Source organism: Salinifilum ghardaiensis, assembly GCF_054491345.1.
The window spans coordinates 4,381,041-4,394,233 of record NZ_CM137101.1; the positions used below are offsets into that span (position 1 = coordinate 4,381,041).

A 13,193-nucleotide genomic window follows, 5' to 3' on the forward strand; every position below is an offset into this window, starting at 1 on the left:
GCCGGCCAGCACACCGCAACTGATCATCCTCCGGGTACCGACGGGCGAGTGCGACCCCACGGCTGACCGGGTGTGATCCGGTCAGTGGCGGGCGAGGTATTCCTCGAGTGCTTCGCGGACGAGCTCGGATTCCCGTCGACCTTGGGTGTGCGCGAGCCGGTCGAGCGCCACTTTGAGCCCGCGGGGCACGCGCACGTCCACCCGCGGCGAGTGAGCACCCGGACTCGACAGCGACGGGCGCCCGCCACGGGGGTAGGTCACCTCCAGCGCTTCAAGGTCATCAGCCTCGAAGGCGTCGGCAGCGGCCTCGGCGTCGGCTTCAGTGATCCGCCGGCCGTGCGTGTCGTAGACGACCTCGGCCTCCAGGTCGATGAACTCGCCGTCGGTGCGGCTCATGCGTCCTCCCCCTCCTTGCCGCGCTCGCAGTAACCCCGGTACTTGGCCCGCAGGTCCATAACGTGCACGACCACGAGCACCCCGTCGGCGCCGTCGAGCACGCCCACCTCCAGGGCCCGGCCGGTGTGATCGTCGTCGAGGACCATCCGCATCTCCCGTCCGGACGGGCCGGCCACAGCAAGCACCGCCACCGGCGCGGCCAGCACCTCCGTGGCGCGGGCGCGGCCGATGCGGTGCCGGCGCGCCGACTGGGTACCGGACGTGCACCAGTACTCCTCGCAGTATCCACCGGGGATGTGTCGGACACGACTTAGCAAGGGCGCACGACACCATCCGCACCACGGAGAACTGGGACAGCCCTGCGGCGATGCCGAGTACTCCCCCTGCGCAGCGGCTCAGCACGCGGCGACGACGCCTCCCGCGGCAGGGCTTGTGCACTGGGACGATTCCGCGGTCATCACGGATCGACCCGCCGCCGGCGACGCCGGGGCCAGCGCGAACCGGCTGGTTGGTCGGCGCGCGTTCGCGGCAGGGGCGGAGATCCGACACCCGAGCGCCATGGCGCCGGGGTGCGCCCCGGGTGGCCGGGCGGGGACCCCTCACACGGGCGCCCGGAATGTCGTGCTCGGCACCGCGCATAAGCCGGTTATGGGCGGTCGTCGCGCATCAGCCCCCCGCAGGCTCGGCTCCAACTCGCCCACCAGCTGCTGCACGATGACCTGCCCCCGGCCGAGGTGATACGCGGCGCGACGCGCGTCGCCCGCGCGCGAGGGCCGGGGTTCCGCAGGGGTGCGGAACCCCGGTCGGAACCCCTGCGGAAGGTCCACGGAACCCCTGCGGAAGTCGACACACCGTGACCAACACTCACCGAAGGAAACGCCGTAGGAGAACGCAGCACGTAGACACACGTGTATGCTGAAGGTGTGAACGGAGGTGAGCGCGCATGATCCGCGTCAGTGACGACACCCGCCGCCGGGTGCAGCGTGTCGGCCGTGAGGAGTTCGGCGGTGCCTCTGCCGACGAGACGATCCAGCGGCTGCTCGACGAGCACTGGAAGGCCACCGCCCTGGCCGCGGTGCGCCGCGACCGCGACCGCGACCCGGACGACTGGCAGGCCCACGTCGACCAGGTCGACACGGACGCGCAAGCCGACGCCGCCATCGCCGACGGGTGGAACCCGTGAGCCAACGCGACCTCGCGCCCGGGACCGTGTGGTTCGCCGACCTCGACCCCACCCGCGGTCACGAGCAAGCCGGCGACCGGCCCGTGCTCATCGTGAGCAGCTCGTTCCACCTCGAGCTGACCGGCGGGGACATGGCCACCGTGCTGCCGCTGACCACCACCCGCCGGCCCGGGTGGGTGCACCGCGTCCGCCTCGGCCAGGCCAGTTGGGTGATCACCGAGCAGGTCCGAACTCTCGCCACCCGGCGACTGCGCCGTCGCGCGGCCGAGCTCGACCCGGATGCGGAGGAGTACGCCGAGGTGCGCCGCGCCTTGGCGCACATGCTCGACCTGTAGCCCCGGCCCGACGGAGAAGGAGGAATCACCATGCCGTCCCAGCGGGTCTCCCCGGACGAGCTGGAGCACCGGATGTGGCGGATCTACCGCGACACCTACAAGCAGTGGGACGCCGCCGAGGATGGCTCGGAGGAGTGGCACGAGGCGGCGCAGACGATGGCGCTCGTCGCGCAGACCGCGATGCAGGCCCAAGCGATGCAGTCCAAGCGCTGACCGACCCCGAGCACGCGAAGCGCTCGGCTGGGACACCCCAGCCGAGCGCTTCGCTAAGCTCCTCGCAGCAACCAACTGATCAGTCGTGTTGCGACGATCCCTGGAATCCGCCCCCCGGACCGGGGCCCTCGCGCATGTCGGCGGACCCCCGTCGGGAGCCGTTCCCAGCCGGGTCGTCCGCGCCGCTGGTAGCGGGCGTGCGCCCGTTCGGCGTGCTGCCGCAGCACGCCGGCGCCGCCTCCCCCGCAGCAGCGAGGGGCCTCGTCCCCGGTGGGCGGGGACGGGGCCCGCGGAGGGAGAATCAAGGCGCCGACGAGCTGGCCGTTCTGGGATGAGGTGCGATGAGCAGCAACTTCGTGCATCTACACGTGCACACCGAGTTCTCGATGCTGGACGGGGCGGCGAAGCACTCGAAGCTGTTCAGCGAGGTCGCCCGGCTCGAGCAGCCGGCCGTGGCGATGACCGACCACGGGAACATGTTCGGTGCGTGGTCGTTCCACGACCACGCGAAGAAGGCCGGCATCAAGCCGATCATCGGCATCGAGGCGTACGTCGCACCCGCCAGTCGCCACCACAAGAAGCCGGTGTTCTGGGGAAGCCGCGGCAAGGGCAAGTCCGACTCCGGTGACAAGGAGGTCGGCGGCGATGTCTCCGGCGGCGGCGCCTACACCCACATGACGCTGCTCGCGCAGAACTCCACCGGCCTGCGGAACCTGTTCAAGCTCTCCAGCATCGCCAGTTTCGAGGGCTTTTTCCGCAAGCCCCGCTGTCTGCTCCCCGGGCAGGAAATCATCACACGCGACGGAGTCAAGCCCATCGAAGACGTCCGCGTCGGCGACGAGGTCCTGACTCACCGCGGTCGGTTCCGCCGCGTCACGGAAACCATGCAGAACCACTACTCCGGAACCATTTACGGCGTTCAACTGAGCGGGCGCTACACGCGCACCACGTGGATGACCGACGAGCACCCGGTGCTGACTCGGTTCCGGAACGGAAACCGGGACTGGGTGAAGGCGCGTGACCTCGTTGCGGGCCGCCCCGGGACCGGTACACGAGAAGCCTCAGACTGCTGGAACAGCTGGGTTTGCTTGCCCCGAGCCCAGTCAGATGCGCCACAGGTGACCGTGGTCAACCCGGCGGACTACGTCACCTGGACCCACGAGGGGGGCGACAAGTTCCACAAGGAAATCGAGCGCACCGGTATGGGCCCGACACGGCACTACGGGGAGCTCGCCGAAGCAGTCGACCTGGACTACGACTTCGGTTTCCTCCTCGGGCTGTACGCCTCGGAAGGCAGCATTGATCGAGGCAACAGCGTGCTCTGGCACTTCCACGAAGACGAGACCGACCTGGCCGACTTCTGCTCCAAGATGACGCAGAAGCTCGTCGGGAAGGAAGCGACGACGCGGCACCGCCCGGACCGACACGGCTACCGAGGAATCACCACGACCGTGTCCGCACAGCTGTTGGCGGAGTTCGTGGAAGCCCTGTGCGGCAAAGGCGCGGCGAACAAGCACCTGCCGGAGTTCACCTTCGAAGCCCCCGTCGAGTTCATGCGCGGCGCCTACGACGGGGTTCTGGCAGGCGACGGGTCGAAGAGCGCTGAGAACATCGTCCGCCTGAGCCTTGTCTCGGAGAACCTCATCTGGCAGATGCGCACCCTCGGTTCCTGTCTGCGCGGCGACTTCCCCGGCGTGTACCAGCAACCCAAGCACTCGGAGCGCCATTCGCAAGCCTACTGGTGCTCGTTCACCAAGCACGGCTACGCCGGAAACCGCCAGATCGCCAGTGATGCCGAGTACGTGTACCGGCCGGTGCGAGAGGTTCTGCAGGAGCCTTACGACGGCCCGGTCTACAACATCGAGGTGGAGGACGACCACTCGTACGTCAGCGACTTCGCCCTGCACAACTGCGACCGCGAGCTCATCGCGGAGCACTCCGAGGGCGTCATCGCCACGAGCGGGTGCCTGGCCGGCGAGGTGCTCACGCGGTTGCGCCTGGGGCAGAAGCAGGAAGCGCTGCAGGCCGCGTCCGACTACAAGGACATCTTCGGTCCGGACCGGTTCTTCATCGAGGTCATGGACCACGGCATCCAGATGGAGCGCGACATCCGGCCCGAGCTGCTGGACGTGGCCCGCCAGCTCGACCTGGGCGTGGTCGCCACGAACGACAGCCACTACGTCACCGCCGACCAGGCCGATCACCACGACGCGCTGCTGTGCCTGCAGACCCGCTCGACGCTGGCGGACACCAACCGCTTCCGCTTCGAGGGCGGGGGGTACAACATCAAGTCCGCCCAGGAGATGCGCGAGTACTGGGACTCCGAGGTCCCGGGCGCGTGCGACAACACGCTGGCCATCGCCGAGATGGTCGAGGAGTACGACGAGGCCTTCGCCGAGGTCAACCGGATGCCGCAGGCGAAGATCCAGGCCGGCAAGACCGAAGAGGAGGTCCTGCGCGAGGAGATCGAGCAGTTCATCCCGACCCGGTTCCCCGAGGGGCTGTCCCAGCAGTACCGGGACCAGCTGAACTGGGAGCTGGAGGTCATCACCGAGAAGGGCTACTGCTCCTACTTCCTCGTCGTCGGCGACATGGTGCGCTGGGCGAAGTCGCAGGGCATCCGGGTCGGCCCGGGCCGCGGCTCCGCAGCCGGAGCGCTGCTGTCGTACCTGCTGCGCATCATCGACATCGACCCGATCGCGCACGGGCTGCTGTTCGAGCGGTTCCTCAACCCGGAGCGGAACTCCCCGCCGGACATCGACATCGACTTCGACGAACGCCGGCGCGAGGAGGTCATCGCCTACGCCAAGGAGAAGTACGGCGAGGAGTCCTTCGCGAAGGTCATCACCTACGGCACGATCAAGACGAAGGCGGCCTTCAAGGACGCCGCGCGGGTCCACCTCGGCCAGCCCGGTTTCGCGCTGGCCGACCAGTTCTCGAAGGCGCTGCCGCCGCCGTCCGAAGCCGAGGACATCCCGCTGTCGGGCATCGTCGACCCGGAGCACGAGCGCTACGCGGAAGCGGCCGAGGCCCGCGCGATGATCGAGAACGATCCCACGACGGCGCAGATCTTCGAAACCGCCCGCGGGCTCGAGGGGCTGGTGCGCAACGCGGGCGTGCACGCGTGCGCGCACATCATCAGCCGCCAGCCGCTGCTGGACGTGCTGCCGCTGTGGAAGCGCGACGACGGCGAGATCATCACCGGCTGGGACGGTCCGCAGTGCGAGGCGGTCGGTCTGCTGAAGATCGACATCCTCGGGCTGAACTTCATGACGATCATCGACGACGCGGCCAAGGCCGTGCAGGCCAACCACGGTGTGGCGATCGAACCGCTGGAGCTGGCGCTGGACGACCCCGCCACGTACGAGACGTTGGCGCGCGGCGAGAGCCTGGGCCTGTTCCAGATCGAAGGCGGCGGCATGCGCGAGCTGCTCAAGCGCATGCAGCCGACCGCGTTCGCCGACATCGTCGCCTGCAACGCGCTGTACCGCCCCGGTCCGATGGAGGTCAACGCGCACCTGGACTACGCCGACCGCAAGAACGGCAAGAAGCCGGTCACGCCGATCCACCCGGAGCTGTCGGACGCGCTGTCGGACATCCTCGACGAGACCTACGGCCTGATCGTCTACCAGGAGCAGATCATGGCCATCGCCCAGCGCGTGGCCGGCTACAGCCTCGGACGAGCCGACCTGCTGCGTCGCGCCATGGGCAAGAAGAAGAAGGAGGTGCTGGACCAGGAGTACGAGCACTTCCACGCCGGCATGCGGGAGAACGGCTACTCCGAGGAAGCGATCAGCACGCTGTGGCAGACGGTGCTGCCGTTCGCCGGCTACGCCTTCAACAAGTCGCACGCCGCGGCGTACGGCATCGTCACCTACTGGTCCGCCTACTTCAAGACCCACTACCCGGCCGAGTACATGGCCGCGCTGCTCACGGCGTTCTCGAACAACAAGGACAAGACCGCGGTCTACCTCTCCGAATGCCGGCGGATGAACGTGAAGGTCCTGCCGCCCGACGTCAACGAGTCCGCGGTCTGGTTCTCCGCCGTCGACGGCAACATCCGCTTCGGCCTCGGCGCGATCCGCAACGTCGGCACCGGGGTCGCCGAGACGATCATCCAGGTCCGCGCCGAGAAGGGCGCCTGCACCGGCTTCGCCGACTTCCTCACGAAGGTGCCGGCGACGGTGTGCTCGAAGAAGGTCGTCGAGTCGCTGGTCAAGGCCGGTGCGTTCGACTCGTCCGGGGTGACCCGCATGGCGCTCAACGCGGTGCACGAAGAGGCCGTCGAAGCCATGTCGAGCTTGAAGAAGCACGAGGCCGCCGGCCAGTTCGACCTCTTCGGCGGTGGTGACGCCGAACCGGACGAGACGACCTCGCCGCTGGCGCACCTGGCGTTCACCGAGGAGGAGTGGCCGCGCAAGCAGCGGTTGTCCTACGAACGCGAGATGCTCGGGCTCTACGTCTCCGCCCACCCGCTCGACGGTGCCGAGGGCATCCTGCGCTCCCACGCCCACCGCTCGATCGCGCAGCTCAAGGCCGACGCCCCCGGCGAGGGTGAAGTGACGATCGCCGGGTTGATCACCGGCATCGAGCGCCGCGTGAACAAGAACGGGCAGCCCTGGGCCATCGTCACGATCGAAGACCACGACGACACGATCGAAACGCTGTTCTTCGCCAAGGCCTACTCCACCCTCGGCGAGGAGCTGGTCACCGACACCGCCGTGGCGGTGAAAGGGCGCGTGAACTGGCGCGACGACACGATGTCGGTCTTCGCCTCCGGCCTGGTGGGGCTCGACATCTCCGAGGCGGAGCACAACCCCACCGACGCGGCGGGCGAGCAGCCGTTCCTGCTGCGGGCCGATCCCCAGCGGGTCACCGAGGACGCCGTGGCCGAGCTGAAGTCGACGCTGGCCGCGCATGCCGGGCAAACACCGGTGTACGTGCAGGTCGGCAAGATCACGATGTACTTGCCCCACCACTCCGTGGACCTCACCCGGGAACTGTTCGGAGAGCTCAAGGGCATCCCCGGCATCGGCGTCCAGCAACAACCGGCGCTCGCGGCAGCGTGAGCGGCGGGACCGGCACCGCTCCGAGCGGCCGTGCGCCGGTCGCGGTGGGGCCGTGGGCGCCGCGCCCAGGCGCCACCGCGGCCCGGTGCTGCGCGCACCGCGGCCCCGGCGTGCGCGGGCGGTAACCTGTCCGCTCGGTAGCGAACCGAGGAACCGTTGCGGAGCGGACATGGCTGGGCTGGACCTGCCCGTACTCGTGACGCTGGCGCTGTTCGGACTGGCGGGCGGCGTCGGCATCACCGCGCTCGGCCCGGGCGGGGTACTGCCCACGATCGGGCTGTTCGCCCTGACCGGACTGTCCCCGACCGTGATCGCCGGCACCGCGATCGTCACGCACGTCGCCACGGGCCTGCTGGCCACGGGCGCCTACGCGCGTTCCGGTCAGCTGCGCGCACCGGCGGCGCCGCGGATCGCGGCCCTGCTCGCGGCGGCGGCCCTGGTGGGCACGCCGGTGGGGGTGCGGCTGAACACGCTCGTCTCCGCGCGCGTGTTCGGCGTGCTGCTGGCGGTGCTCGTCGTGCTGGTGGCCGGGCTGGTGTGGTACCGCGAACGCCGGCAACCCGGGCAGGAGGCCGCGGCCGCACCGTCGGCACCGACCGTGCTGGCGCTGGGGTGCGGCGTGGCCGTGGCCAGCGGCGTCCTCGGCCTCGGCGGCCCCATGCTGGCGGTGCCGCTGCTCATCGCGATCGGCCTGCCGGTGCTGCCCGCGCTCGCCGCGGCCCAGGCCCAGTCCGTCGTGATCGCCGGGGTCGGTTCGCTCGGCTACCTGGCGCACGGCGGGGTCGACTGGGGCCTGGCCGCCCTCGTCGGGGTGCCCGAGCTCGCGGGCGTGCTCATCGGCTGGGTCGTGGCGCGGTCGCTGCCCACCCGGGTGCTCAAGCACGCCCTCGTCGTGGCCCTGCTCGCCGTGGCGCCCTACCTCGCCCTGCACGGCTGATCAGACGAGCTCACCGATGATCTTTATGACGCCGACGATCACGAACAGCACCAGGCACAGCGCCAGCAGCGCGTTGGACAGCCACCGCGAGCGGTGCGCAGCGGGCATGTGCGCCGGCTTGTTCAGCAGCCACAGCAGCGTTCCCGCCAGGAACGGCATGAACAGCGCGCCGAGCACGCCGTAGATGATGACCAGCTGGAACGGCTTGCCCCACAGCAGCAGCAGCATCGGCGGGAAGGTCAGCCACAGCACGTACAGCCGGAACGGCCAGCTGCGCAGCCCGGCCTTGGCGCTGTACTCCTGCGCCGTTTCCTGCGGCGCCTCCCGCGGCATCCGCCACGTCCGCCACCAGTCGGCGAACAGCATGCTCACGCCGTTCCACACGCCGATCAGCGAGCTGAAGGACACGGCGAAGAACCCGACGAGGAAGACCACGCGCGCCCACTGCCCGTACTCCGCGCCGAGCGTGTCGCCCAGCACGAGCAGCCCCTCGTCGCTGTCGGTGATGTCCTGGCCGAGCATCAGCTCGGCACCGACGACGAGCATCGCCACGGAGAAGATGCCGGTGGTGACGTAGCCGACGGCGTTGTCCAGCCGCATGAACGGGATCCACTTGGGCGCGGCCCACCCCTTGGCCAGCGTCCAGTACCCGTAGGCCGCCATGGTGATCGTGCCGCCGACCCCGCCCATGAGGCCGAGCACGTAGGCCACCGAGCCCTCCGGGATCCGCGGCACGAGCCCGGCACCCAGGCCGGACAGCTGCGGCGCGGTGAGCACGGCCGTGCCGACCACGGCCACGAACATCACGCCGACGAGCACGGTGATCACGCGCTCGACGAAGCGGTACCGGCCGAACCACACGAGCACCAGCCCGACCAGCCCGCACAGCGCTGCCCACGCGGACACCGGCAGCCCCGGCATCAGCGCGTTGAGCGGCAACCCGGAGGCGGACATGGCCGTGGCCCCGTAGATCACGCCCCAGATGACGATGTAGACGCCGAAGAACGTCACCGCCCACCGGCCGAGGGTGCGCCACCCGGACAGCATCGTCCGGCCGGAGCCCATGTGCCAGCGCGCGACCGCCTCGGCCAGCGCGAGCTTGAACACCGCGCCGAGCACCACCGCCCACAGCAGCTCGTAGCCGAAGCGGGACCCGGCGATCATGTTCGCGACCAGGTCACCGGCTCCCACACCGGTGGCCGCGGCCACGAGCCCCGGACCGATCTGCTTCAACCGCGCGATTCCTCCCGCGGGCGGTTCCGCTCCGCCGGGGGCGGAGTTCTGTTCAGCCTTCGCATCAGCCGCCATAGCGGGCAACGTAATACACGCGGCCCCCCGGCAGTAACACGCGCGAGCCCCCGCATCGGGCACGCGACCAAACCTTGATCCGAGCGTGAGCTCCACCGCCCGCCCGCGGCGCGCTCCGCTGCCCACCCCCGCGCGCGGGGGTCGCGGGCGGGGGCCCTTACACTGGGCTGGTTGCCTCGGCGAGGTCGGGCGCTGTGCCTGGCGTGATCGGCGCGGTGACGCGGGCGACGTCCGCACCGGTCGTCCCGGTCGGTCGCCACGTCGCCCTCGTTCCCCCGTGCCGCGGCGCCGACCGCGGCTCCGGCACGGACCCCGGTGGTCCCGCGTCGTACTCGCTCGTTGCGCGCCCCGCCGCCGCAGGCCGCCCCAACGTTCACCGACGTCCTGAGGAGTACACCACCGTGTCCGAGGTCCGCCTGCCCGTCGAACAGCGCACCGAGTTCGGCAAGGGCGCTGCCCGCCGCACCCGCCGCGCCGGCAAGATCCCCGCCGTGCTCTACGGGCACGGCACCGACCCGAAGCACCTGTCGCTGCCGTCCGTCGAGTTCGCCCGCGCGCTCCGCGAGAACGGCCAGAACGCCGTCCTGCGCCTGGACGTCACCGGCGGCAGCACCGAGCTGGCGCTGACCAAGACGGTCACCACCCACCCGATCAAGGCCTACATCGAGCACGTCGACCTGCTCGTGGTCAAGCGCGGCGAGAAGGTCACCGTCGAGGTCCCGGTCTCGGTCACCGGCGAGGCCAACGCGGGAACCCTGGTGAACCAGGAGATCACCGCGATCGAGGTCTCCGCCGAGGCGCTGCACATCCCCGAGCAGCTCGAGATCTCCGTCGACGGGGCCGAGGGCGGCACGCAGATCACCGCCGCCGACGTGCCGCTGCCGGGCGGCGTCGAGCTGCAGAGCGCACCGGAGGCGCTGGTCGTCAACGTCACCGAGGCCCCGAGCGAGGCCGAGATGGCCGCTGAGGAGAGCACCGAGGAGTCCGCCGAGGAGAGCTCCGAGGAGGGCGAGTCCTCCGAGTCCTGATCGGCCGGTGCGGCGCCGCCCGCCCGGGTGGCGCCGCGTCCGCCCGCCGTTCCTCGCAGCAGCCCGTGGAGTGCACCCCGTGACCGGTTCCCCCCGCCTGGTCGTCGGACTGGGCAACCCTGGCCCGCGCTACGCCGGCAATCGGCACAACATCGGGTTCCTCGTCGCCGACGAGCTGGCCGAGCGCATGCGCGAGAAGTTCCGGGCGCACCGCAGCGGTGCCGAGCTCGCCGAAGGGCACCTGGGCTCCACCCGCACGCTGGTGGCCAAGTCGCGCTCGCTGATGAACCTCTCCGGTGGTCCCGTCTCGGCCGTGGCGAAGTTCTTCAAGATCGAGCCGACGTCGATCGCGGTGATCCACGACGAGCTGGACCTGCCGTTCGGCACCGTCCGCCTCAAGCAGGGCGGCGGCGAGAACGGGCACAACGGCCTGCGGTCGGTGAGCAAGTCCCTCGGCACCCGCGACTACCTGCGCGTGCGGTTCGGTGTGGACCGGCCGAGCGGTCGCACGGACCCGGCGGACTACGTGCTGCGCGACTTCTCCGCCGCCGAGCGCAAGGAGCTCGGCTACTTCGTCGACCACTGCGCCGACGCCGTGGAGGCGCTCGTCAACGACGGGCTCGAGGCCGCCCAGAACCGCTTCCACTGAACCCCGGGAGCGGCGATCTCGCCCACCTCGGGCTCGGCACCGTCCGGCGCGACATCACCGCCCTGGGGGCCACGCTGAAGCTCGTCGCGGACTTCGAGGACCACGACGTCACGGTGTCCACGAGTGGGGTCGACCGCTCCGCGGACTGCGCGTAGTCGCCGCGGGCACGGCGACGTGGCCGCTCACGACTGCTGGGCCGCCACGTCCTGCGGCACCAGCGACACCGTCGCGGAGCGCTTGAGCTTGCCGGACGGGGTCTTCGGCAGACCACCGGCGGCGAGCACCACCACGGCCGAGGGCCGCAGCCCGACCGCGTCCACCACGCGGGCCGTGACCTGCTTGCGCAGCTCGCGCTCGGCCTCCGCGTCCCCGGCCGAGGCCGATTCGACGACGACGGCGAAGCGCTCCCGCCTGCTGCCCGCGTCCAGCCGCACCGCGGCCGCGTTGCCCGCGCGCACCCCGTCCACCTCGCAGGCGGCGCGTTCGATGTCCACCGGGTAGATGTTGCGGCCGCCCATGATGATCACGTCCTTGCGGCGCCCGCAGATGACCACCTGCCCACCCACCAGGTAGCCCTCGTCGCCGGTGTCCAGCCAGCCGTCGGCGTCCTGCGTGGGCGCGAAACCGTCGACGGTCACGTACCCGGGGCTGACCGCCCCGCCGCGCACGCGCAGGCGTCCGACCTCGCGGTCGTCCAGCCGCGCGCCCGCGTCGTCGACGACCTCCACCTCCAGCCCGGGCAGCGCTTCGCCGAGCAGCGCGAAGTGCCGCACTCCGGCGCCCCCGGAGGTGGCGGGCACGGCGCGCCCCTCGCGTTCCAGCGCGTCCGCGTCCACCGCATCCACCTCCAGCCCCCGGTGCAGCGGGGCGAAGGACACGGCCAGCGTCGCCTCCGCCATGCCGAACGCGGCCACCATGCAGTCCTGGCGCAGCCCGAACGGCGCACCCGCAGCGGTGAACATGCGCACCGCGGACGGGTCGATCGGTTCGGCGCCGTTGAGCGTGAACCGGACCGAGGACAGGTCGAAGTCGCCCTCCTCGGCCCGCGCCATGCGGCGCCCGGTGATCGCGTAGGCGAAGTTCGGCGCGGCGGTGACGGTGCCGCGGTAGCGCGTGATCAGGTCGGGCCACAGCAGCGGCCGGGTGACGAAGTCGGCCGGGGTGACCTTGACGGCCTCCATGCCCAGCGCCATCGGCACCGCCAGGCAGCCGACCATGCCCATGTCGTGGAACAGCGGCAGCCAGGAGACGACCACGTCGTGCTCGGGGTCGAGCCGGCCGGCTTCGGTGATCGCGCGCAGGTTCGCGCCGAGGTTGCCGTGGGTGATGCGCACCGCCTTCGGCTCGGCGGTGGAACCGCTGGTCAGCTGCAGCAGCGCGACGGACTCCTCCGCCGCGTCGACCGGGGTGAACTCCGGGTCCTGGGGCGTGTCCACGAGCTCGCCGAGCCGCTGGAAGGCGATGCCGTTGTCGGTGAGCACGTCGCCGAGCTCGTCGAACGGCGGGCCGAGCAGCACCACGCGGGCACCGATCATGCGCAGCACGCGCAGCGTGTCCTCGGCCCACTGGCCGAGGTCGGTGCGCGCGGTGGGCTGGTGCAGCATGGTGGCGCTGCCGCCGCTGAGCCACACCCCCTGCACAGCGCAGGCGATCAGACCGGGATCGGCGGCGAGCACCGCGACCGCGTCGCCGGGGCCGACGGTGCCGCGCAGCGCGGTGGCCGCGCCGCGGGCGCGGGCGTGCACCTCGCCCCAGCTGCGGCGGACCGGCTCGTCCGGCTCCCCCGTGACCAACCCGCGGGCGGTGCCAGCACCTGCCGTGCTCCCGTCCGCCGTGTTCTCCCGCGCCGCGGCGACCAACGTGTCCACGAACCTGCTCATGTCCGGCAGCTTACGGCCGCTGTGATGCTCTGCACAGCCCCGCGGATCACCGCGTCGGCGGATTCCGGGCGGCGCACCGGCGCCTCTTCGAACCGGGCGTTGGAACGAGTTCACACGCAGCGGTGATCACCGAAGAAGCAACTCACAGACCGGGGCAACTCGCGGGCCGACCGGATCCCCGCTTTCCCGGTCCAA

Annotated in this window: 11 protein-coding genes; 7 read left to right on the forward strand and 4 right to left on the reverse strand. The window is 70.8% G+C overall.

The annotated features are described in order from the left end of the window. Positions 1 to 81: 81 nt before the first annotated feature. Together ACVGV0_RS19930 and ACVGV0_RS19935 are read right to left on the reverse strand one after the other, a co-directional pair. On the reverse strand, positions 82 to 396 hold the full coding sequence (locus ACVGV0_RS19930) for a ribbon-helix-helix domain-containing protein (RefSeq protein ID WP_459157210.1): 315 nt from the start codon (positions 394 to 396) through the stop codon (positions 82 to 84). Then, a complete protein-coding gene (locus ACVGV0_RS19935) occupies positions 393 to 713 on the reverse strand; it encodes a hypothetical protein (RefSeq protein ID WP_459157211.1) in 321 nt (106 codons plus the stop codon). The genes ACVGV0_RS19930 and ACVGV0_RS19935 overlap by 4 nt, the downstream gene beginning before the upstream one ends. Before the next feature lie 626 nt (positions 714 to 1,339). On the opposite strand from ACVGV0_RS19935, the gene ACVGV0_RS19940 reads away from it, so the two are divergent. From ACVGV0_RS19940 to ACVGV0_RS19960, 5 genes are all read left to right on the forward strand, one after another. Further along, positions 1,340 to 1,579 (forward strand): hypothetical protein, encoded by a 240-nt coding sequence (locus ACVGV0_RS19940; RefSeq protein ID WP_459157212.1) that lies wholly within the window; start codon positions 1,340 to 1,342, stop codon positions 1,577 to 1,579. After that, positions 1,576 to 1,914, forward strand: coding sequence for a type II toxin-antitoxin system PemK/MazF family toxin (locus ACVGV0_RS19945; protein WP_459157213.1), 339 nt, complete (start codon positions 1,576 to 1,578; stop codon positions 1,912 to 1,914). The genes ACVGV0_RS19940 and ACVGV0_RS19945 overlap by 4 nt, the downstream gene beginning before the upstream one ends. A gap of 30 nt (positions 1,915 to 1,944) precedes the next feature. Then, a complete protein-coding gene (locus ACVGV0_RS19950; protein ID WP_459157214.1) occupies positions 1,945 to 2,127 on the forward strand; it encodes a hypothetical protein in 183 nt (60 codons plus the stop codon). A gap of 341 nt (positions 2,128 to 2,468) precedes the next feature. Beyond that, positions 2,469 to 7,196, forward strand: a complete 4,728-nt coding sequence (gene dnaE / locus ACVGV0_RS19955; RefSeq protein ID WP_459157215.1) for a DNA polymerase III subunit alpha — start codon at positions 2,469 to 2,471, stop codon at positions 7,194 to 7,196. Between the two features lie 169 nt (positions 7,197 to 7,365). Then, complete coding sequence (locus ACVGV0_RS19960) at positions 7,366 to 8,133, forward strand: sulfite exporter TauE/SafE family protein (protein ID WP_459157216.1); 768 nt, start codon at positions 7,366 to 7,368, stop codon at positions 8,131 to 8,133. On the opposite strand, the gene ACVGV0_RS19965 is transcribed toward ACVGV0_RS19960, so the two are convergent. Continuing rightward, positions 8,134 to 9,441, reverse strand: coding sequence for an Nramp family divalent metal transporter (locus ACVGV0_RS19965; protein WP_459157217.1), 1,308 nt, complete (start codon positions 9,439 to 9,441; stop codon positions 8,134 to 8,136). A 401-nt stretch (positions 9,442 to 9,842) separates the two neighbouring features. On the opposite strand from ACVGV0_RS19965, the gene ACVGV0_RS19970 reads away from it, so the two are divergent. Together ACVGV0_RS19970 and pth are read left to right on the forward strand one after the other, a co-directional pair. After that, positions 9,843 to 10,469 (forward strand): 50S ribosomal protein L25/general stress protein Ctc, encoded by a 627-nt coding sequence (locus ACVGV0_RS19970; RefSeq protein WP_459157218.1) that lies wholly within the window; start codon positions 9,843 to 9,845, stop codon positions 10,467 to 10,469. 70 nt (positions 10,470 to 10,539) lie between these two features. Continuing rightward, a complete protein-coding gene (pth, locus tag ACVGV0_RS19975; RefSeq protein ID WP_459157219.1) occupies positions 10,540 to 11,118 on the forward strand; it encodes an aminoacyl-tRNA hydrolase in 579 nt (192 codons plus the stop codon). 182 nt (positions 11,119 to 11,300) lie between these two features. Here the strand turns inward: pth and ACVGV0_RS19980 are convergent, their stop codons facing one another. Continuing rightward, positions 11,301 to 12,998 carry a fatty acyl-AMP ligase gene (locus tag ACVGV0_RS19980; protein ID WP_459157220.1) on the reverse strand — a complete coding sequence of 566 codons (1,698 nt, stop codon included), beginning with the start codon at positions 12,996 to 12,998 and terminating at the stop codon, positions 11,301 to 11,303. Positions 12,999 to 13,193: the final 195 nt, after the last annotated feature.

What these genes read in the sequence shown, in the direction of transcription:
- ACVGV0_RS19930 (WP_459157210.1), bottom strand. Translation starts at nt 396, where the DNA reads ATGAGCCGCACCGACGGCGAGTTCATCGACCTGGAGGCCGAGGTCGTC.
- ACVGV0_RS19940 (WP_459157212.1), top strand. Translation starts at nt 1,340, where the DNA reads ATGATCCGCGTCAGTGACGACACCCGCCGCCGGGTGCAGCGTGTCGGC.
- ACVGV0_RS19950 (WP_459157214.1), top strand. Translation starts at nt 1,945, where the DNA reads ATGCCGTCCCAGCGGGTCTCCCCGGACGAGCTGGAGCACCGGATGTGG.
- dnaE (WP_459157215.1), top strand. Translation starts at nt 2,469, where the DNA reads ATGAGCAGCAACTTCGTGCATCTACACGTGCACACCGAGTTCTCGATG.
- ACVGV0_RS19960 (WP_459157216.1), top strand. Translation starts at nt 7,366, where the DNA reads ATGGCTGGGCTGGACCTGCCCGTACTCGTGACGCTGGCGCTGTTCGGA.
- ACVGV0_RS19965 (WP_459157217.1), bottom strand. Translation starts at nt 9,441, where the DNA reads ATGGCGGCTGATGCGAAGGCTGAACAGAACTCCGCCCCCGGCGGAGCG.
- ACVGV0_RS19980 (WP_459157220.1), bottom strand. Translation starts at nt 12,998, where the DNA reads ATGAGCAGGTTCGTGGACACGTTGGTCGCCGCGGCGCGGGAGAACACG.